The organism is Pseudomonas sp. Je.1.5.c (genome assembly GCF_051129895.1).
GTDB lineage: Bacteria > Pseudomonadota > Gammaproteobacteria > Pseudomonadales > Pseudomonadaceae > Aquipseudomonas > Aquipseudomonas urmiensis.
The window spans coordinates 28,431-48,207 of record NZ_JBCPSP010000030.1 but is presented as its reverse complement, the minus strand read 5'-3'; the positions used below and the strand labels follow the sequence as shown (position 1 = coordinate 48,207).

12 protein-coding genes are annotated in these 19,777 nt (G+C 61.6%); 9 read left to right on the top strand and 3 right to left on the bottom strand.

The window, feature by feature from the left end; all coding sequences use genetic code 11:
• Positions 1–81 precede the first annotated feature (81 nt).
• Positions 82–642 carry an NADPH-dependent FMN reductase gene (locus AAZU54_RS19685; RefSeq protein ID WP_186555750.1) on the top strand — a complete coding sequence of 187 codons (561 nt, stop codon included), beginning with the start codon at positions 82–84 and terminating at the stop codon, positions 640–642.
• A gap of 107 nt (positions 643–749) precedes the next feature.
• On the opposite strand, the gene phnX is transcribed toward AAZU54_RS19685, so the two are convergent.
• Both phnX and AAZU54_RS19675 read right to left on the bottom strand, forming a co-directional pair.
• The gene (gene phnX, locus AAZU54_RS19680) at positions 750–1,577 is read right to left on the bottom strand and encodes a phosphonoacetaldehyde hydrolase (RefSeq protein ID WP_434727546.1); all 828 of its coding nucleotides are present in this window, start codon (positions 1,575–1,577) and stop codon (positions 750–752) included.
• A 31-nt stretch (positions 1,578–1,608) separates the two neighbouring features.
• Positions 1,609–2,715 carry a 2-aminoethylphosphonate--pyruvate transaminase gene (locus tag AAZU54_RS19675; protein ID WP_312152842.1) on the bottom strand — a complete coding sequence of 369 codons (1,107 nt, stop codon included), beginning with the start codon at positions 2,713–2,715 and terminating at the stop codon, positions 1,609–1,611.
• Positions 2,716–2,847: 132 nt separating this feature from the next.
• On the opposite strand from AAZU54_RS19675, the gene AAZU54_RS19670 reads away from it, so the two are divergent.
• The 8 genes from AAZU54_RS19670 to AAZU54_RS19635 all read left to right on the top strand — a co-directional run bounded on the left by AAZU54_RS19670 (position 2,848) and on the right by AAZU54_RS19635 (position 15,115).
• Positions 2,848–3,711, top strand: a complete 864-nt coding sequence (locus AAZU54_RS19670; RefSeq protein ID WP_312152844.1) for a LysR substrate-binding domain-containing protein — start codon at positions 2,848–2,850, stop codon at positions 3,709–3,711.
• A gap of 69 nt (positions 3,712–3,780) precedes the next feature.
• Positions 3,781–4,806, top strand: coding sequence for an AraC family transcriptional regulator (locus AAZU54_RS19665; protein WP_186555792.1), 1,026 nt, complete (start codon positions 3,781–3,783; stop codon positions 4,804–4,806).
• A complete protein-coding gene (locus AAZU54_RS19660; RefSeq protein WP_434727545.1) occupies positions 4,697–9,430 on the top strand; it encodes an NEL-type E3 ubiquitin ligase domain-containing protein in 4,734 nt (1,577 codons plus the stop codon). Before AAZU54_RS19665 ends, AAZU54_RS19660 begins: the two co-directional genes overlap by 110 nt.
• 128 nt (positions 9,431–9,558) lie before the next feature.
• Entirely contained in the window at positions 9,559–11,205 is a 1,647-nt protein-coding gene (locus AAZU54_RS19655) for an acyl-CoA synthetase (RefSeq protein ID WP_186555755.1), read from the top strand.
• 13 nt (positions 11,206–11,218) lie between these two features.
• On the top strand, positions 11,219–11,986 hold the full coding sequence (locus tag AAZU54_RS19650) for an SDR family NAD(P)-dependent oxidoreductase (protein WP_434727544.1): 768 nt from the start codon (positions 11,219–11,221) through the stop codon (positions 11,984–11,986).
• Positions 11,987–11,998: 12 nt separating this feature from the next.
• On the top strand, positions 11,999–13,192 hold the full coding sequence (locus AAZU54_RS19645) for an acetyl-CoA C-acyltransferase (RefSeq protein ID WP_186555757.1): 1,194 nt from the start codon (positions 11,999–12,001) through the stop codon (positions 13,190–13,192).
• An 8-nt stretch (positions 13,193–13,200) separates the two neighbouring features.
• On the top strand, positions 13,201–14,328 hold the full coding sequence (locus AAZU54_RS19640) for an acyl-CoA dehydrogenase (protein ID WP_434727543.1): 1,128 nt from the start codon (positions 13,201–13,203) through the stop codon (positions 14,326–14,328).
• Positions 14,329–14,341: 13 nt separating this feature from the next.
• On the top strand, positions 14,342–15,115 hold the full coding sequence (locus AAZU54_RS19635) for an enoyl-CoA hydratase (RefSeq protein ID WP_434727542.1): 774 nt from the start codon (positions 14,342–14,344) through the stop codon (positions 15,113–15,115).
• Positions 15,116–15,162: 47 nt separating this feature from the next.
• On the opposite strand, the gene AAZU54_RS19630 is transcribed toward AAZU54_RS19635, so the two are convergent.
• Entirely contained in the window at positions 15,163–19,704 is a 4,542-nt protein-coding gene (locus tag AAZU54_RS19630; RefSeq protein WP_434727541.1) for a hypothetical protein, read from the bottom strand.
• Positions 19,705–19,777: the final 73 nt, after the last annotated feature.

The following is a 19,777-nucleotide window of genomic DNA, read 5'->3' as shown; positions in this document are numbered from 1 at the left end:
CAAGGGGAAAAAAACCTCGGCGCCGAGGAACGGTCATCTATAACTACTGAGTCCATCAGCCAGCAGAGGGTGTAAATCGCCATGAGCCAGGTGTTTTCGGTAGCAGTCGTGGTCGGCAGCTTGCGCAAGGAATCCTACAACCGCAAGGTGGCCCGGGCCTTGAGTGAGCTGGCGTCCTCCAGCCTTGCCCTGAAGATCGTCGAGATCGGCGACCTGCCCCTGTACAACGAGGATGTCGAGGCCAGCGGCGCGCCGGATGCGTGGAAGCGCTTTCGCGACGAGATCCGCCGTAGCGATGCGGTGCTGTTCGTCACCCCGGAGTACAACCGCTCGGTGCCGGGTTGCCTGAAAAATGCGATTGACGTGGGCTCGCGGCCGTATGGCCAGAGCGCCTGGGGGGGTAAGCCAACGGCGGTGGTGAGCGTCTCGCCGGGAGCGATTGGCGGGTTTGGCGCCAACCATGCAGTGCGCCAGTCGCTGGTGTTTCTCGATATGCCGTGCATGCAGATGCCCGAGGCGTATATCGGTGGGGCGGCGAGCTTGTTCGAAGAGTCTGGCAAGCTCAATGACAAGACTCGGCCATTCTTGCAGGCGTTTATCGATAAGTTTGCTGCCTGGGTGAAGCTCAATCGGGCCGTGTGAGTCGTTGATCGCGGGGCAAGCCCGCTCCCACGCCATGCCTCAGGCATGAGGTGATTGGCGTGGGAGCGGGCTTGCCCCGCGATAGCGTCAGATCTGACGGCACATAATCAAAATGCCTGCGGCATCTCACCCTTGGCCAAGCGCCGGTTGATGTCGGCAATCACCTCTGGCAAGTCATTGATCGTGTCGATCAGGTAGTGCGGGCGCGAGCTTTCGAACAGCGTATGAATGCGCTTGCGCTCACTTTCGAGCTTCTCGGCACTAAGCGCCTGATAGCCTTCCCAGGTCAGCCCCAGGGCATTGCCCGAGCACACCAGCGCCACGGTCCACATGCCGGCGCGGCGACCTTCGAGAATCCCCGGCACGGTGTCGTCGACCTTGACGCACGCCGCCACATCATCGATGCCCAGGGCGATCACGTTGGCCAGGGCCTGGGCCGGCCAGGGGCGGCCGTTGGGGGTCTCATCGGTGGCCACCACGTGGTCGGCGACATAGCCGTTTTGCTTGGCCAGCTCCACGACCTTGTCCATCACCACTTTCGGATAACCCGAGCACGAGCCGATCTTCAGGCCATCCTGGCGCAGCCCGGTCAGGGTCTCTAGCGCCCCTGGGATCAGCGCCGAGTGCACGGCGATCTTCTCGATCTGCAGCGGCATGAAGCGGTTGTAGATAGCTGTGACATCATCATCTGTCGGGGTGCGGCCAAACACTTTGCGATAGCGCTCGGCAATCGCCGGCTGGTCGCACAGGGTGCGAATGTGGTCCCACTTGCCCATGCCCATCGGGCCACGGGCCTCTTCGATGGACACCTCGACATCGAACTCGGCAAAGGCCTCGACAAAGATCTGGGTTGGCGCGAAGGAGCCGAAGTCGACCACGGTGCCAGCCCAGTCAAGGATGGCGGCTTGCAGGCGGGTAGGGTTGCTGTAGTTCATGTCCTGTAATCCTTCAAAGGTAGGGGCGAAGTCAGATGTCCAGCACTTCCATTTCCCGTAGCACTTGGGCCACGGCATCGACGGCGGCCTGCATGCCGTCTGCGCCAACCACGCCGATGCAACCGACGCGGAAGGTTTCGACCTGGGTCAGCTTGCCCGGGTAGAGGATGAAACCCTTGGCCTTGACCCGCTCATAGAAGTCCTTGAACTGGTAGCGCGGGTCGTTGGGGGCGTGGAAGGTGACGATGATCGGCGCCTGGATTTCAGCCGGCAGGAAGCTTTTCAGACCGATCGCCGCCATGCCCTTGAGCAGGGTCTGGCAGTTGTCCGAATAGCGCTGATGACGCGCCGGCAGGCCACCTTCTTCGTTGTATTGCTGCAAGGCTTCGTGCAGGGCGGCGACCACGTGAGTCGGTGGGGTGAAGCGCCATTGGCCAGTCTTGGCCATGTAGCTGTGCTGGTCGTAGAGGTCCATGGCCAGCGAATGGGCGTTGCCTTCGGCGTCAGCCAGGGCACTCTTCTCGGCGAACACGAAGCCCATCCCCGGTACGCCTTCCAGGCACTTGCCGGAGGCGGCGATCAGCGCTTCGAACGGCACCTGACGCGCATCGATCGGCAGCGCGCCGAAGGAACTCATGGCGTCGATGATCAAGCGCTTGCCGTGGCGTTTCACGACTTGTGCGATCTCGGGCAGCGGATTGAGGATGCCGGTGCTGGTCTCGCAGTGGATCAGTGCCACATGGGTCACGGCCGGATCGGCTGCCAGCAGGCGCTCGACGTCTTCGGCGGTGGTCGGTTGGTCTTCGGCGGTCTCGAAGGTGCTGAAGTTGCGCCCCAGCACTTTGCAGATCTTGGCCAGGCGCTGGCCATAGGCGCCATTGATCAGCACCAGGACCTTGCCGTCACGCGGCACCAGGGTGCCGATGGCGGCTTCCACGGCGAAGGTACCGCTGCCTTGCAGCGGCACGCAGTGGTGGCTGGCGCTGGCGTCGAGGATTGCCAGGAGCTGCTCGCAGACACTGGCAGTCAGTTGATTGAAGTCGCGATCCCACGAGCCCCAGTCCACCAGCATGGCTTGGCGGGTACGGGCGGAGGTGGTCAGTGGGCCGGGGGTCAGCAGGATAGGGGCGTTGCTCATACCGGAGTTCCTCGCAAGCAGCAGGTGGTCAGCCGAAAAGTGGTGCTGAAACTACGGGTGCTAGGTTGCAATTGGCCTTGCCATCAATCAAATTGTTTGTCGTTATGCCAGCCATAAGTCAGGCCGATAAATATGAACCTGTTCCAGCTCCGTGCATTCGATGCTGTCGCCCGCGAAGGCAGCTTCACCCGCGCCGCCGCCCGCTTGTTCATCAGCCAGCCGGCAGTGACCGGACACGTCAAAGCCTTGGAAGAGCACTACCAGATCACCTTGCTGCGACGGACCGCGCGCCGGGTCGAGCTGACCGAAGAGGGCACGCGCCTGGCTGCCATCACGCGGGCCATGTTCGGCCTGGCGGAAGAGGCGCAGGCGATGCTCGAAGCCAATCGCCAGTTGCTGACCGGACGGTTGGAGGTTGCCGCCGATGGTCCGCACCGGGTGATGCCGATGCTCGCCCAGCTGCGTGCCCGCTACCCTGGTATCACCGTCAACCTGCGCTTGGGCAATGCCCAGGAAACCTTGGCGGCGCTGCTTTCGGAGCATGCCGACGTGGCGGTGCTGACCGAGGTCGAGCCGCGCAAGGGCTTGTACCTGCAAAGCCTGGGCGACTCACGCCTGTGCGCGCTGTTGCCGGTCGGCCACCCGTGGGCCGACGATCAGGGTGAGCTGCCCTTGGCCGATCTCGATCGGCAGATCATGGTCCTGCGCGAACCCAGCTCGATCACTCGGCGCACCTTCGATCAGGCCTGTGGCGAGGCCAAGGTCAGCCCGCGGGTGCTGCTCGAACTGGACAGCCGCGAGGCGGTCACCGAGGCGGTCGCCGCCGAGCTTGGCATTGGCATCGTCTCGTCGGTTGAAGTGGCCCACGACCCACGGGTAGTGGCGCGGCCGATCAGCGGGGCAGGGCTGGTCAACCGGCATATGATCGGTTGCCTGGAACGACGCCGCGAGCTGCGTTTGATCCAGGCTTTTCTGGGGCTGGCCACGGATCTTTGAGCCATGCTGACGAATACCGCGCAGCGGCCTAAGATGGCCGACTCCGAGCAACCTGGCGCTGGACGGCCGATGAGCGAGAAAGACACGATCTCCATGCAACTGGTGCGTGAAGCGCTGTTGCAGACCTGCCCGGCGGGCCAGCCCGACACCGGCGTGTTGCTGCGCGCCGGCATCGACCCAGCGCAACTGGAACTGCCTGAGGCGCGGGTTTCTGCGCAAGCTTATGCAAGGCTCTGGCGGCTATTGGCGCGGCGCTGCAACGATGAGTTCTTCGCCATGGACCGGCGCGGCTTGCCCAATGGCAGCCTGGCCTTCATGACCCGCGCGGCGATGGCCCAGCCGAGCCTGGGGGCGGGGCTGGAGATTGCCTTGGGCTTTCTTTCGTTGATGCTCGACGACCTGCAACCGAGCCTGGTGCGTCAGCAGAGCCTGGCCGAGATCGTGGTTAATGAACCGTGCGAGCAGCCGCGCCGGGCATTTACCTATTTCACCTTCTGGATGATCGTGCACGGCGTGGCCTGCTGGCTGGCCGGGCGACGCATTGCGATTTTGGCGATCGACCTGCGCTGCGCTGAGCCGCCGTTTTGCGACGATTACCGGGTGATGTTCTCGGAAAACCTGCAATTTGGCCGGCCGCGCACGCGCATGATCATTACCGGCGATTGCCTGGACCTGCCCATCAAGCGCTCGGCGCAGGAACTACAGCGTTTCCTGGCCGAGGCACCGGGCAATATCCTGGTCAAATATCGCGATCCGGCCAGCCTGGCCAGGCGTATCCGCGCTGACCTGCTAGGCCTGGATCCGACGCAATGGCCAGACGCCGGCAGCTTGGCCCGGCACTTGTGTCTGTCCAGCGCCACTTTGCGCCGGCGATTGGCCGAAGAGGGGCAGACTTATCAGGGCCTCAAAGACAGCGTGCGTCGAGAGCTGGCGATAGCTTGGCTAGCACAGGCCGAGCCGAGCCTGGGGGACATTGCCGAGCGTCTTGGCTTCGCTGATAGCAGCTCGTTCTACAAGGCGTTTCGCAAGTGGTTCGGCTGCAACCCAGGGCACTATCGGAGCCTGGTCCATAGCCGTGGGGACGAGCTGCCCTAGGCGGTGTGCTTTCCCGCTGATCGAGGATGTTGAAGCACCGCACTCTAGGTGGTTCATCAACCGAACAGTGCTGATCATGGAACAGAACAACACCGATACCCAATTTCAACGGGCAACTGATGCATTCATCGTCCATACGCTGCCCGATTGGCTCAAAAAGGCCAGCTTCAATCAGTTTCAGGCGCTGCGCAGCAGCTTTGACAATCATGTGCGCAGCCAACAACAGGTTCACTCGGCACTAGCCGCGCTGCAGCCCCCGAACAGCTTCGCCAGGCCGCTATTACAGCAGGCGTTGCGTTCCTCCTCCTTATCGCTGTCGGTCGACCTCGACAAGGCCCAGTGGCGTGAGGAGCGGCGTCATCTGAGCGCGGATGCAAGCGGCCCGCAAGAGTACCGATCGTATTTCGTGCGTACGCCAGCTGTGCAGGTCTTTCTGCAGAATTTCAAACAGGGTGAAGCGTTTTTTGAGCAGACTGCCCTGGTTTATCCAGCCGATAGCTCGACCGGTGAGGCGGAGCAGGTGCTGACCAACGACAGCACGGAGTTGGTCAATCTTTGTCGGAAAGTAGATGTCGGTGGGCAGTACCAGCAGCATCTGAAAACCGTTTTCACCCCAGGCTTACTCACTGCGCTGAGCGAGGACAAACGCCTGCAACTGGCGTTGGCAATCGAGGTTGCGTTCTTGAAGAAGCAGTTGTCTTCAGCCGACATCGATATGCTACGTCGGGTAGTCAACGGGCAACCTGCCACCCATGCGAAAAGCGACCGGGTACATGCCGGAGCCCTGAAAGTCTTGGACTGTCGTGTCGAAGGGGCTCTAGCGTTCGAGCGGCAAGGGATCGTGCCCATTCCAGGACGTGTGCCGCAGATCAGCGTGGAGGGGGTGATCCTGTACTTACCTGGTGATCGCCAGCAATCGCTGCGGGCCTTCACCTCTTGGCGTGAAGCTAGCCTGGCTCTTGGCACACTGCTGCGTGAAGAGGGTTACCAACAGCGATTCAGTCGGCGAATTGACCTATCGGAGCGTGCAAGCTTCTTGGGATTGTTGCAGCTTCGTCTAAAGGATCCACAGACGGATGCTACGGCTTCCTGCGAGGTAATCCACGACCCGCTGTTCAAGACCTTGGCCGAGCAACAGGTGCAACGCATCCGAGACAATGCGCGTTTTCTTGCGGTACCGACCGCGCAGATCAATGCCCGTGCCAGCGCCGACCAGTTGCGCAACTTGCAAATGGTCGGGGGGAACCTACTCAACCTAGCCGGCCTTTTCGTCCCGGTTGTCGGTGCACTGCTGGCTGCCGACTTGGTTGGGCAGACCGTGTCACAGTTCTGTGAAGGTGTTTGGGACTGGAGCCAAGGGCATCAGCACGAAGCTATCGAGCACTTGCTCGGGGTTGCCGAGACCGTGGTGGTGGCGGCTGCAGTGGCGGGCGGCGCGACGTTGGTTGCGCGCGCTTTCAAGCGCAGCGCTGTGGTTGACCAACTGCTGCCGATAGAGAACGACGCGGGTCGGCCGCGACTGTGGTCGGGCGATCTAGGCCCGTATGCCGTCCTTGCTCCGCCCGACGACCTGATGGCACTCGATAACGGCCTGCTGGCCAATCAAACAGGCCATTGGTGGCGAAATGGTGATACCTACTATAGGGTCAGGCCTGTGCCCAAGCGCAGTGCTTGGCAGTTAGTCCACCCCCAAGGTGAGGCCAGTTTTGGGCCTTTGCTTGAGTTCAACGGCGAGCGATGCTGGCGCTTGACGAGCGAGCAACCGCTTGCCTGGCAGGGTGAAGGTTTGTTGCTGGGGCGTCTATGGCCGCCCGCCGCTAGCTTGTCGGCAGCACGTGTCGAGCACATTTTGAAAGTCGCCGATGTCGATCAAGACTACTTGCGCGGCTTATTGGTAGAAAACCGGCCAATGCCGATTACTCTGCGCGATACCCTGGAGCGGTTTGCCGTGGATGCACGGGTCCAAGCGTTCTTCAAGCAGTTGGCCGACGGCCAAGATTATGACCTGGAGCTGTTTGGCTGGTGCAGCGACTATTTGAAGCTCGATGCGTTGTCGGTCGAGGAGCAGAAGGCTGATTTTCTCGACAATGATGCTGAGCTTGGCGAGCGACTGTTCGAGCATTTTAGCGTCAAGTACCTGCCACAAGACCCGCTGCTGAGCCTGATCCAGAAACATTTCAAAGGATTACCAAGCGCCTACGCACTGGACGTGCTCAAGCTTGCCACCGATGAGCAGCGCCAGTGCATGCTCACGCAACACCGCGTCCCTCTGGCGGTTGCCGAGCAGGCGCGTGCGCACTTGCAGTTGGCGCAACTGACGCGCATGCGTGAAGGCTTGTACCTGGACGCCAGCTATCAACCAGGGACCGTACAACTGGCGTTCGCTCTGTTGCGTCAGTATGGCGCCTTGACCGGGCCAGAAGATCTGGAATTGCGGGACAAATCCGATACCGGACCGTTACTGGCCAGATTGTATCCGGACAACGACCCGCGCAAGGTCAGTGCGATTTTGGTGCGACGCGCAGGGCGTTTTCTTTGCTACAACCGGGATGGATTTAAACACCCACTGCAATTGAGTGAGCCCGAAGGCTTGCCAGAGGCGTTGGCTGCGCTTCTGTCCGCTGCTGATTGCACGCGCCTGAAATGGCAGGGGGCCACGGCCCGTGAGCGCATCATCAATGATCTGCGCAGCTGGCTGCCCTCGGGGAATCCGGCGCTTGCGCAGTTGGTAGGGATGGCAAAGATCAAACCATGGCACAGCCCTATGCAGCGACTGGCCGATGGGCGGCTTGGGTATTTGCTCAGTGGTCGCGGCGAGGGTGGGCATCCTTCGCGGCGTCTGCTAATGCGCTCTGCGCGTACACTTTATCCGAGCTTCAACGACCGTGACCTTGATCGCTTCGTGGCACTGCTGTTGGAAAATCCTGAGACCGCCTATCTCAACTTGACTCAGCAGTTCCAGGAGTACCGCCAGCTTGACCAATCGCTGGAGGAATGGGTGCAGCAAGAGCGTGCTACCAATCGGTACACCCGACGCCGACACGTTGCGACTGAATTACGCCGTAGTTGGCAGCTTCAGGGGCAACGGTTGCTCAACGGAGCCGGGCAATTGGCCGGTGTTCGCCTGAGCCTGATTGGGTTGGATATCGCAAGTCTCCCGACCTTGCCGGCCAATACCGACTTTGGCCACGTGACAGACCTGATTATGGTGGGGTTGAATCTTCAGACCATTCCTACTGGATTCTTGCGTTGCTTCTCTCGTGTGCGATGGCTCAATCTGAACAGTAACGCGCTAACTGGCATCCCTGATGATATCGCGCAGTTGACCAGCCTGGTGGAGCTGCGCATGGCGCGCAATCGGATTCGCATGACCCAGACGTCTGCCGATACCATTCGTGAGCTGCATAGGCTGCAAACCTTGGACCTGAGTTTCAATCCACTGGGTGCAATCAGTCTGCAGTTTCGTCAGCTATCACGTCTGCGCGAACTCAGCTTGCGCCAGACGCGTCTGCAAAGTGTACCCGAGGGGCTGGAGTGGTGTGGGATGCTTGAGTTGGCCGATCTTCGTGATAACCAGATCGCTCAGGTGCCGGAAACCTTGCTTACGGCCTCTGCGCAAACCCGACAAGCCTTGGAACTGCGCAACAACCCGCTGGCGGTCGATGTTCGTGAGCGCCTGTACGCCCCTGAGCCTGCGCCACAGATAGTGCAGCCTGCCGTTGTTGAGCCTTCGCAAGTCAGGCAGACATGGCTTGCATCCTTGCAAGAGGCCCAGCGCGCAGAGGGCAAAGCACGCTGGGATGCCCTGCGTGCAGAGGCCAACAGTGAAGAGTTCTTCCGCCTGCTCGATCTATTGACGGATACCAGCGATTTTCAGCATGCCCGCCAGGACCTGAGTCGGCGGGTGTGGGCCTTGCTTGCGGCGATCAGCGATAACAGCGTGTTACGCGCCGAAGTATTTGAGCTGGCCGCCGCGCGGGGGTGTGTGGATCGCTTGATCTCGTGTTTCAGCAGATTAGAGATTCGCATGCTGGTGGCCCAGGCGAGCTCGGCGAGTGAACAGCTATCGTTGCTGGAGTTGGCGCGGGGTCTGTTCCGGCTGGACGAAGTCGAGCGTATTGCCCATTTGGACATCGAACGGCGCATCACCATGGAAACCGATAGGCTGCGTAGTACTGGCTTGTCAGAGCAAGACGCCGCCACGCGTGGGCGTGAGCGGGTGGATGAAATTGAAGTCAGCTTGGCTTATCGCATTGGTCTGGCCCGTACCTTGAACCTACCGGGCCAGCCGCGCACGATGCAGTTCGGGCAGATTGCCGGAGTGACTCAGCAGCAGTTAAGCAACGCCGCCGCACAGGTGAGATGGGCGTCAGCCACCAATGATTTGGTTAGCTACATCAGCCAGCGGGATTTCTGGATCGATTACTTGCGCCGCGAACACGCAGCGCAGTTCGAGCAGGTCGCGCAGCCGTTCTGGATTCAGCAAGAGGCACTGCAAGGTTTACCGGAAGGTGAGCTGCTCAAACGCAGTGATGAAATCGCCAAGGCGTTCAAGCAGGCCGAGGCTGACCTGATTTTGAAACTGACCAGCGAGGTCATGCGTAGCTGGCATCCAGCCGATTGAACCTGCGTCATAGCGGCCAAACCGCTCATCCCGATTGAGCGGTTTGGCCATTGCTGCGAACGGCGTGCGGCGACAACATCGTCAGACCGATGGTGCTACTCCAACAATAAGAAACCAGGAGTCTGACGATGCGCGATTACGCCGAGGCCGTCCGTTCGTTCGAACACGCCAAGGCCGCAGAGGCGGCCTTGCACGGCAATCTGAACGCCCTCAATGCTTGTGTCGAATGCTGTGATCGACACACCGGCAGCAACTCCCTTGCCCTGATCTACGAAGATCGCGATGGCAATGGCCAGCGCTTTAGTTTCGAGCAACTGCAGGCGCAGGCTGCGCGCTTTGCCAACGTACTCAAGGCCCAGGGCGTCATTGCCGGTGACCGGGTCGCAGGGCTGATGCCACGCACCCCTGAGCTGCTGATCACGATTCTGGCCACCTGGCGCCTGGGCGCGGTCTATCAGCCGCTGTTCACCGCGTTCGGGCCCAAGGCGATCGAGCACCGACTGGAGCAGTCGCAGGCCAAGGTGGTCATCACCGATGCCAACAACCGGGCCAAACTCGATGAGGTGGCTGACTGCCCGTCGATCATCAGCGTCAATGCGCGTGCCGGCGATGCTGATTTCCAGCAACTGCTGGCGACGGCCGAGCCTGAGTGCGAGCCAGTGCTGCGTCGGGGCGATGATCCGTTCCTGTTGATGTTCACCTCCGGCACCACCGGCCCGGCCAAGCCGCTGGAGGTGCCGCTGCGCGCCATCGTTGCCTTCCAGGGCTACATGCGCGATGCCATCGAGCTGCGCCCTGAGGATAACTTCTGGAACCTGGCCGACCCAGGCTGGGCTTATGGCCTGTATTACGCGGTCACCGGGCCGCTGGCGCTGGGCCACGCCACCACCTTCTATGATGGGCCGTTCAGCGTCGAGAGCTGTGCGCGGATCATCAACAAGCTCGGCATCACCAACCTGGCCGGCTCGCCCACCGCTTATCGCTTGCTGATCGCCGCTGGGCGCGAGTTCTCCGCGCCGATCAAGGGTCGTCTGCGGGTGGTCAGCAGTGCTGGCGAGCCGCTCAATCCCGAGGTTATCCGCTGGTTCGCCGATGAGCTCGACGTGACCATTCACGATCACTATGGGCAGACCGAACTGGGTATGGTCCTGTGCAACCACCATGGCCTGGCCCATCCGGTGCACCTGGGCTCTGCAGGCTTTGCCATTCCCGGCCACCGCATCGTCGTGCTTGATGAGCACCACAACGAACTGCCTGCCGGCGTGCCCGGCATCCTTGCGGTGGACCGCGAGCAGTCGCCGTTGTGCTGGTTCGGCGGCTATCACGGCTTGCCGACCAAAAGTTTCGTCGGTAAGTACTACCTCAGTGGCGACACGGTCGAGCTCAATACTGACGGCAGTATCAGCTTCGTCGGGCGCAGTGACGATGTCATCACCACTTCCGGTTATCGGGTGGGTCCGTTCGATGTCGAAAGCGCGCTGATCGAACACCCGGCAGTGATCGAGGCCGCAGTGGTTGGCAAGCCCGACCCGGAGCGCACCGAGCTGATCAAGGCTTTCGTGGTGCTGGCCAGCGGCGTGCAGGGTAGCCCTGAACTGGAAGAGACCCTGCGCCAGCACGTGCGCCAGCGCTTGTATGCCCATGCCTACCCGCGTGAAATCGAATTCGTCAGCGAGCTGCCCAAGACCCCGAGCGGCAAGCTGCAACGCTTCATCCTGCGCAACCAGGAAATCGCCAAACAACAAGCAGCCCTGGCAGCAACCGCCAGCGCCTGAAGGAAACCTCATCATGCACATTGCCAACAAACACTTCATCGTCAGCGGCGCAGCTTCCGGGCTGGGCGCGGCGACCGCACAGATGCTGATCGAAGCCGGCGCCAAGGTAATGCTGGTCGATCTCAACGCCGAAGCGGTAGCGGCCAAGGCCCAGGCGCTGGGTGAGCAGGCGCGCTACGCGGTCGCCGACATCAGCGACGAACAGGCCGCCAAGGCTGCGGTGGACGCTGCCGTCAGCGCCTTTGGCAGCCTCCACGGGCTGATCAACTGCGCCGGTATCGTCGGCGCTGAAAAGGTTCTCGGCAAGCACGGGCCGCATGGCCTGGACAGCTTCGCCAAGGTGATCAACGTCAACCTGATCGGCAGTTTTAACCTGCTGCGCCTGGCCGCTGCGGCCATGGCCGAGGGCGAGGCGGGTGAAGATGGCGAGCGCGGGGTGATCATCAACACCGCTTCGATTGCCGCCTATGACGGCCAGATCGGCCAGGCCGCCTACGCCGCCTCTAAGGGCGCCATCGCCAGCCTGACCCTGCCTGCGGCGCGTGAGTTGGCGCGCTTTGGCATTCGCGTGATTACCATCGCCCCGGGCATCTTCGAAACCCCGATGATGGCCGGCATGACCCAGGAAGTACGCGACTCGCTGGCCGCCGGGGTGCCGTTCCCGCCACGCCTGGGTCGCCCTGACGAGTATGCAGCGCTGGCTCGCCATATCATTGAAAACAGCATGCTCAACGGCGAGGTGATCCGCCTCGACGGTGCCCTGCGCATGGCTGCCAAGTAAGGAGAATTGCTCATGACCCTCGCCAACGATCCGATTGTTATCGTCAGTGCCGTGCGCACGCCCATGGGCGGCCTGCAAGGCGATCTGAAAAGCCTGAGCGCGCCGCAGCTGGGTGCTGCGGCGATTCGGGCCGCTGTCGAGCGCGCAGGCATCGATGCCGCCAGCGTCGAGCAGGTGCTGTTCGGTTGCGTGCTGCCGGCAGGCCTCGGCCAGGCGCCGGCGCGCCAGGCGGCACTGGGCGCAGGCCTGGATAAAGGCACTACTTGCACCACCTTGAACAAGATGTGCGGCTCAGGCATGCAGGCGGCGATCATGGCTCATGATCTGCTGCTGGCAGGCAGCGCCGAGGTGGTGGTTGCTGGCGGCATGGAAAGCATGACCAATGCCCCGTACCTGCTGGACAAGGCCCGCGGCGGCTATCGCATGGGGCACGGCAAGATCATCGACCACATGTTCCTGGATGGTCTGGAAGACGCCTACGACAAAGGCCGGCTGATGGGCACCTTCGCCGAGGATTGCGCGCAAAGTGGTGGGTTCAGCCGGCAAGCGCAGGATGCCTTTGCCATTGAGTCGCTGACCCGCGCTCAACAGGCTATCCAGAATGGTCGTTTCGCTGCTGAAATCGTTCCAGTGGAAGTCACTGAGGGCAAGCAGAAACGTTTGGTCAGTGATGACGAGCAGCCGCCCAAGGCGCGCCTGGACAAAATCGCGCAACTGCGTCCGGCGTTCCGCGAAGGCGGTACGGTCACTGCGGCCAACTCCAGTTCGATTTCCGATGGCGCCGCAGCATTGGTGCTGATGCGCCGCTCTCAGGCTGAACAACGTGGCCTCAAACCGCTGGCGGTGATCCATGGCCATGCGGCCTTTGCCGACACTCCGGCGCTGTTCCCCACCGCGCCAATCGGCGCCATCGACAAGCTGATCAAGCGCACCGGCTGGACCCTGGCCGAGGTCGATCTATTCGAGATCAACGAAGCCTTCGCCGTGGTCACCCTGGCGGCCATGAAGCACCTGGACCTGCCGCACGCCAAGGTCAATATCCATGGCGGCGCCTGCGCCCTGGGCCACCCGATTGGCGCGTCTGGTGCGCGCATCCTGGTCACCCTGCTGTCGGCGCTGCGCCAGAACAACCTGCGCCGTGGCATCGCGGCGATCTGTATCGGCGGCGGTGAAGCGACCGCCATCGCGGTCGAATGCCTGTACTGAGGTGAAACATGCTGGTCACTGACGAACAAAAACAGATTGCCGACGCTGTACGTGATTTTGCCCAGGAGCGTCTGAAGCCTTTCGCCGAGCAATGGGACAAGGAGCATCGCTTCCCCCGCGAGGCGATTGACGAGATGGCCGGGCTGGGCCTGTTTGGCATGCTGGTGCCTGAGCAATATGGCGGCAGCGACACCGGTTATGTTGCCTATGCCATGGCCTTGGAAGAGATCGCTGCGGGCGATGGCGCCTGCTCGACCATCATGAGTGTGCACAACTCGGTGGGCTGCGTACCGATTCTCAAATTTGGCACAGAGCAGCAAAAGCAGCAGTTCCTCGCGCCGCTGGCCAGTGGCGCGATGCTCGGCGCGTTCGCCCTCACCGAGCCGCAGGCCGGCTCCGACGCCAGCAGCCTGAAGACGCGGGCGCGGCGCGATGGCGAGCACTACGTGCTCAACGGCAGCAAGCAGTTCATCACCTCCGGGCAGAACGCCGGGGTGGTGATCGTCTTCGCCGTGACCGACCCTGAAGCGGGCAAACGCGGCATCAGCGCATTCATCGTGCCCACCGATTCACCCGGTTATCAGGTGGCGCGGGTTGAAGACAAACTCGGTCAGCACGCCTCCGATACCTGTCAGATCGTCTTCGATGATGTGCGCGTGCCATTGGCCAATCGCCTGGGCGAGGAGGGCGAGGGCTACAAGATCGCGCTGGCCAACCTTGAGGGCGGGCGCATCGGTATCGCCTCGCAATCGGTCGGCATGGCTCGCGCCGCATTCGAAGTGGCGCGTGATTACGCCAACGAGCGCCAGAGCTTTGGCAAAAAATTGATCGAGCACCAGGCGGTGGCCTTCCGCTTGGCCGACATGGCTACGCGCATTGCCGTCGCCCGGCAGATGGTGCTGCACGCTGCGGCCTTGCGCGACGCCGGGCGCCCAGCGCTGGTAGAAGCCTCGATGGCCAAGCTGTTCGCCTCGGAAATGGCCGAAAAGGTCTGTTCGGATGCCTTGCAGACCCTGGGCGGTTATGGCTATCTGAGCGACTTCCCGCTGGAGCGCATCTACCGCGATGTGCGGGTTTGCCAGATCTACGAAGGCACCAGCGACATTCAGCGCATGGTCATTGCGCGCAATCTTTGAAGGAGCAGCCTGCATGTCATTTGAAACCATCCTGTTGGATATCCACGGCAAAGTCGGCCTGATCACCCTCAACCGCCCGCAGGCGTTGAACGCACTGAACGCGCAGATCGTCAGTGAGATCAACCAGGCGTTGGACCAGCTGGAGAAGGATCCGAACATCGGCTGTGTGGTGCTGACCGGCTCTGTCAAGGCGTTCGCCGCTGGCGCCGACATCAAGGAAATGGCTGACCTGACTTACCCGCAGATCTACGTCGATGACCTGTTCAGCGACGCCGACCGCATCGCCAATCGGCGCAAGCCGATCATCGCTGCGGTATCTGGCTTTGCCTTGGGCGGCGGCTGTGAACTGGCGATGATGTGCGACTTCATCTTGGCCGCTGACAATGCCAAGTTCGGTCAGCCGGAAGTCAACCTTGGCGTGTTGCCGGGTATGGGCGGCACCCAGCGCCTGACCCGTGCGGTGGGCAAGGCCAAGGCCATGGAGTTGTGCCTGACCGGTCGCCTGATGGGCGCCGAAGAGGCCGAGCGCGCTGGCCTGGTGGCGCGCGTGGTGCCGCAGGCAGAGCTGCTCGAAGAAGCGTTGAAAGTGGCCGCGACTATCGCCAGCAAATCGATCCCGGTCAGCATGATGGTCAAGGAAAGCGTCAACCGCGCCTTCGAAGTGACCTTGAGCGAAGGGGTGCGCTTCGAGCGCCGGGTATTCCACGCCGCCTTCGCCACCGAAGACCAGAAAGAAGGCATGGCGGCCTTCGTTGCCAAGCGCGAGGCGCAGTTCAAGGATCGTTGATCATAGGTGAAGGGCGTTGCCTGGCAACGCCCGTCAGCTACAGGTTTTTATAGGTTGCTGGCATCCGCGTGAGGCGCGAAGAAGTAGCGTACCGCTTCGGCTCGGGTGATCGGCGCACGGTACACGAACTCGACCTTTTGCGTGTTCAGGTCGGTGAGCGTTTGCCCGCGGATGCTGCGCTGAGCAGCAGTTTTCAAGTGGCCGGCGACATAGTCTGGGTTTTCATCCAGACGGCTGCGGTAGTGAAAATGGGCGTACCACAGTGGCCTGCCGTCGCGCAGGATCTCGTATTCATCCAGGTAATCCTGCGGCCGACCTTGCACAGCAGACAGCTCCTTGCGCCGTTTGACCAGCTGGATGCGTACCTGTTGGCGGTCGATCAGGTAGCGCAGCCCAGACATCTGTGGTTTATGCCTGACAATGGCCTTGGTGCAGATTTCTTCGCTGCGCCTGAGCAGCGCGTTCAGTTGCTCAGCTAGGGTATCCAGGCGCTGGGTATAGCTGCTGAGGTCAGCAGGCGCCAGCCCAGGCTCATCGGCCAGGCGCTGACGTAATGTCGACTCCAGGCGTGCCACCGGTTCGCGCTTGAGTTCGAGCAACTCTTCGATCTCCACCGGCAGAAAGTTTTCCGCGGCTTTGGATTGCATGAAGCTCAGCATTTGCTGGGCCCCACTCATCATTTCCTCGGCATTACCGAACAGCTCGCCCAGGCGCTGCGCCGGTACTGGTGTCACCGGGGCCGTGCCTCTCTCAGGTTCAGGTTCCTTGGACTGTACCCATTCGCCCAGCTCGTTGTGGAAGGTCATCAGCGGCCGTTGGTGCTCATCGAGGATGTCGACCAAAGAGGCGTCGCTTGCTCGCGGCTGCCCCAACAGCAGCCCGTGGCTAGTGGTTTCGATCAGGCCAGGGGTCTTTTGACGCAGCTGTTCCACGGTGCTGAGCGGCGGATAGTCTTCAAGCTCACTGTTCACATTGGTGGAGGCAAAGCGTACGTCATCTTGCAATTGCGCAAGAATTGACTGGGCAGCTGGCTTGCCGAGTATTTCCGCCTTGAGGTTGTCCAGGGCACTTTGCACCACGCCGAGCTTGCTATGCATGTCATGCAGCAAGCGGGCGCTGAGCTCTTCGCTGGCCTGGGGCATCGCGAACAGCCGCAGGCGTTGGCTGATTGCCAGGTCCAGGTTCTTCCAGCCACGGCGCAGCAGGTAATACGCCCGGTCGGACAGCTCGGGCTGCATCAGCAGCCGGCGCCAGGCGCTGTCGATGCGGCGTAGGCGTGAGGACAAGGTCACTTGGTCAATCGGGACCTTCAAGCATTCGCGCGCGGTGGCCAGCCATTTCTCGGTCCCTTCGTGGTAACGACTTGCCAGGCGCTCCAGCTCGGTCAGGGTATCGCGCAGGCGGTCACCGTTACTCACCAGTTGGTTGGTCAGCTCGGGTGTTTCTTCCAGCCGCTCAAGCGCTGCGGCCAGGTCGTGGGGGTGCTCCAGGTGCTGCAACGCGGACTCGACCATCTTCAGGTCGATCAACGTGCTCAGTGCAGAATGGCGCACAACTTTGCTGGCGAACTGTTGGAACAATGTCAGCGACAGGCGTGATTGCAAGCGTGCGCCAGGCTGCAGGTCGATATAGCGCTTGATATCCGCCACATGTTTGTCCCAGAACTGAGCGATGGTGTCTATTGAGGCCAGATTGCGGCGAAGGGACGGTTCGCGCTCGTCGGCTTTTAGCAGGTCTTGGAGTACGTTTAGACGCATGATGTAATCGCGGCCGGTAGCCAGGTCGCGATCGAGTGTGGCTCTCAACGTCTCCAGGGTAAGCCTGCTCTGCTGTAGACGGGCACGGCCGCTAGTGCTACGCGGCATACCACCGCGCAGGCGCAAACGCAGATCTGGCTGCCAATGCCCGCTGCTGTTGCGATGTAGCCACGGCCCCAGCGCTTGCTCATCGGTCGCGCCAATGATACGTGGCCGTTGCAGATCTTCGTCGAGGCTGACCCGGTAGACGTCACGGCCTAGCACCACCCAGTGCTCATCGTCGGTTTGATACAGGCCAGCCCAGTGTCCCGACTCGATTGGCTCGCCCAACGCTTCACGGTTGCGGCCTGCGCGCAGGCGAGCCAAGGCTTCGCGTTGCGGCTTGTCGAGGATCGGGTCGGTATGCGCCCAGTCCATCGCCAGTGGCTGATGGACTGCCTGGTCGGCCGCTTGAGCGGTCACCGTCACTGGTGCGAGGGCGTTGGGCGCAGGTTCACTCAGTGCAGGGTCGGGTGAGCTTTTCAGGCGCAGGCTTGGCCTCGTGGAGGCAAATATTGCCAGTGCCACATTGACCAGCAAGTTGACCAGCGCAACGCGATGCTGACTGGGTGTGCGCTTGGCGTCGGTTTGCAGGTACTGACGCAGGGCCACGCCGACCTGCACTACCCACACGGTCGCCGCCACAATACCGCCAGTTAGCGGCAGTACCAGATTGAGTAACAGCCAGCCCAACTGTTGCCATTGCTGGCGCTGGGTTTGTGCTGAGGTGCTGGCGTGGCGTTTGAAATGCTCGATGGTCTCGGCCACGCAGCCTTGGTAGATTGCCTCGGCAAGCTCGCCTGCAGTTGCGCTTTGCGCCAGGGTGACCGGGCCTGGCCGCTGGTAGGCATAGGGGAGGATGAAGTTGGTCAGGCGCAGGTGCGGCAGGTTTGGCTCAAGGAAGCCGCCATTGGCATAGATGGACTGCACCGATTCTGCCAGGCGATCAAGTATATCGGTCTGTAAATCACCTGTAGCTGCCAACGCCGCTAGCAATGCCTCACGTCCGGAGAACTCCAGCAGGGGCTGGGCATGCAACGGCCGGTAGAGCAGGCACAGGGTGGCGCCATCGCTTGGGTCTGGCTCGATCAGCCAGGCATTGCGCGCCAGATCGGCTGGCACGTCAGGCTCACTTAGAAAACCTAACGGTTGGATCAACGGCACTGCTGTTTGAGTCGGCAGTGGGGCGAACAACCTGCGCACGACCCTGACACCATCGAGCGTGAGTTTATTCTGCTGCAGGTGCAACTCCAGCGCAGCAGCTGGTAATTGGGCGCGCAGTTGCTGCGAGAGCAGGTGCTTGCGCCTGGACTTTTCCCTGTCGTCATCGAGCAGGCTGCGCTGCAGCATGTCGGGGTAGGCCTTGCCGATGTCCAGCTCGGTGATCAGCGTGCGCAGGTAGGCTTCGTTCATCCAGCTCGGCAAAGCCTGCCCTGACTTGTCCTTGAGCTCGACTCGACCTGCCTTGAGCAAGCCCAGGTTGCCGATCGCCAGCTGCGCCAGGGTGTAGGTGACGGGCGTTACGTTGCCATCGAAGTTACCGTTGGGCAGGGCTGCAGCGACGGTCTGGTGATTGATCACCTGCAGGTTCCACGGCTGCAGGGTATTGTCGGGGTGGTCGCGCAACAGGCGTTCACTCAGGCGGGTGTAGGCAAACAACTCGGCGTCATCGACACCGTCGAGCCAGAACCCACCCTTGGCGCTATCGTAGGCCTGGCCGATGTCGACCAGTAGCCCTGCGTACTGATCACGCGACGCTTCGCTGGCATTGCGCAGCCAGTCGGGAAACTGTTTGGCAAGTTCCTCCAGCCCTAGCTGCTCCTGATCCGGACACAAGTCCAGCATCGAGGTCAGGTAGGTCAGGCTCAAGTTCAGGCGCTGCACCGCGTCACGCTGGTCACACTGCTCAGCAACAGTGTCGATGCAATTCAGTTGTTGCTCGAACATATGGCTTGCCTGAGCATCGAGGGCATGGCCTGGCACCGACCTGAGATACAACTGGGGATGTTTGATGGTCAGCTCAGGCCAATGCCGGCCGAGGCTGTCGAGTAGGGCCTGCATCGACTCAAACTCCAGCAGTCGGCCACTCAAGCTGTACAGCAGCGCGGATTGGCGGCCTTCAGAGTGGCTGCTCGGCTCGATGACCAAGGCGCTGGCCAACTCGCCCAGGCGCTGCCCCGGACTGAGCCTGACCGAAAGTACTGACAGGCGCAGGGCGCGAGAGTGGGCGAGTTGGCGGGACTCAGCGCAAGGATATGCCGCCAGTGCGACTGCCATTTCTATTGCTTGCGGCGACAGCGAACGGCGGGCGTGTCCGATGCTGGTCAGCAGCTGCTGGCGCAAGTAGCCGCTGTAGCGTTGCCAAGGCGTTGTGCCATGGCTGTCTGCGCGGTTCCAGTAGTCGACCAAGGCTTGCTTGTAATGATCGATCAACACTGGCCCGCAGTCATTGATCAGACGCTCCAGCGCGGATAGATCCACTGCGACTGTATTGATGTCATTGGCGGTTTCGATCAATTCATCCTGGGCGCTGTCCAGGTGTATAGACGCACGGTTGCAGTAGCGCTCGATCAGCAGTTGATGCAGCGGTCGGATAAAGTCCTGGCTCGCGCTAGGCATGCTGCTGCGCAGCAGCAACTGCGCTGGGGATTGACTGCCTAAGCGGCGAGCCCGCCACTGCTCGACCAGCAGGGTCGTGGCTACATCAGGCAAGGTCGGACAGTCGCTGAATAGCTCGGTCAGCGTGCAGCCAAAGTCACTTTTGTTGATTAGCTGTTGGGTTATCAGACCCATGAGCGAAGCTCCCGTTGAAGTGGAGCTGCAGTAAAGCGTTGCTGCGGCCGGTGGCGGCGGTAGTCACTTACCA

Excerpts from the sequence above, each read along its gene's own strand:
- AAZU54_RS19685 (WP_186555750.1), top strand. The coding sequence starts at position 82 with ATGAGCCAGGTGTTTTCGGTAGCAGTCGTGGTCGGCAGCTTGCGCAAG.
- phnX (WP_434727546.1), bottom strand. The coding sequence starts at position 1,577 with ATGAACTACAGCAACCCTACCCGCCTGCAAGCCGCCATCCTTGACTGG.
- AAZU54_RS19675 (WP_312152842.1), bottom strand. The coding sequence starts at position 2,715 with ATGAGCAACGCCCCTATCCTGCTGACCCCCGGCCCACTGACCACCTCC.
- AAZU54_RS19670 (WP_312152844.1), top strand. The coding sequence starts at position 2,848 with ATGAACCTGTTCCAGCTCCGTGCATTCGATGCTGTCGCCCGCGAAGGC.
- AAZU54_RS19665 (WP_186555792.1), top strand. The coding sequence starts at position 3,781 with ATGAGCGAGAAAGACACGATCTCCATGCAACTGGTGCGTGAAGCGCTG.
- AAZU54_RS19655 (WP_186555755.1), top strand. The coding sequence starts at position 9,559 with ATGCGCGATTACGCCGAGGCCGTCCGTTCGTTCGAACACGCCAAGGCC.
- AAZU54_RS19650 (WP_434727544.1), top strand. The coding sequence starts at position 11,219 with ATGCACATTGCCAACAAACACTTCATCGTCAGCGGCGCAGCTTCCGGG.
- AAZU54_RS19645 (WP_186555757.1), top strand. The coding sequence starts at position 11,999 with ATGACCCTCGCCAACGATCCGATTGTTATCGTCAGTGCCGTGCGCACG.
- AAZU54_RS19640 (WP_434727543.1), top strand. The coding sequence starts at position 13,201 with ATGCTGGTCACTGACGAACAAAAACAGATTGCCGACGCTGTACGTGAT.
- AAZU54_RS19635 (WP_434727542.1), top strand. The coding sequence starts at position 14,342 with ATGTCATTTGAAACCATCCTGTTGGATATCCACGGCAAAGTCGGCCTG.
- AAZU54_RS19630 (WP_434727541.1), bottom strand. The coding sequence starts at position 19,704 with ATGGGTCTGATAACCCAACAGCTAATCAACAAAAGTGACTTTGGCTGC.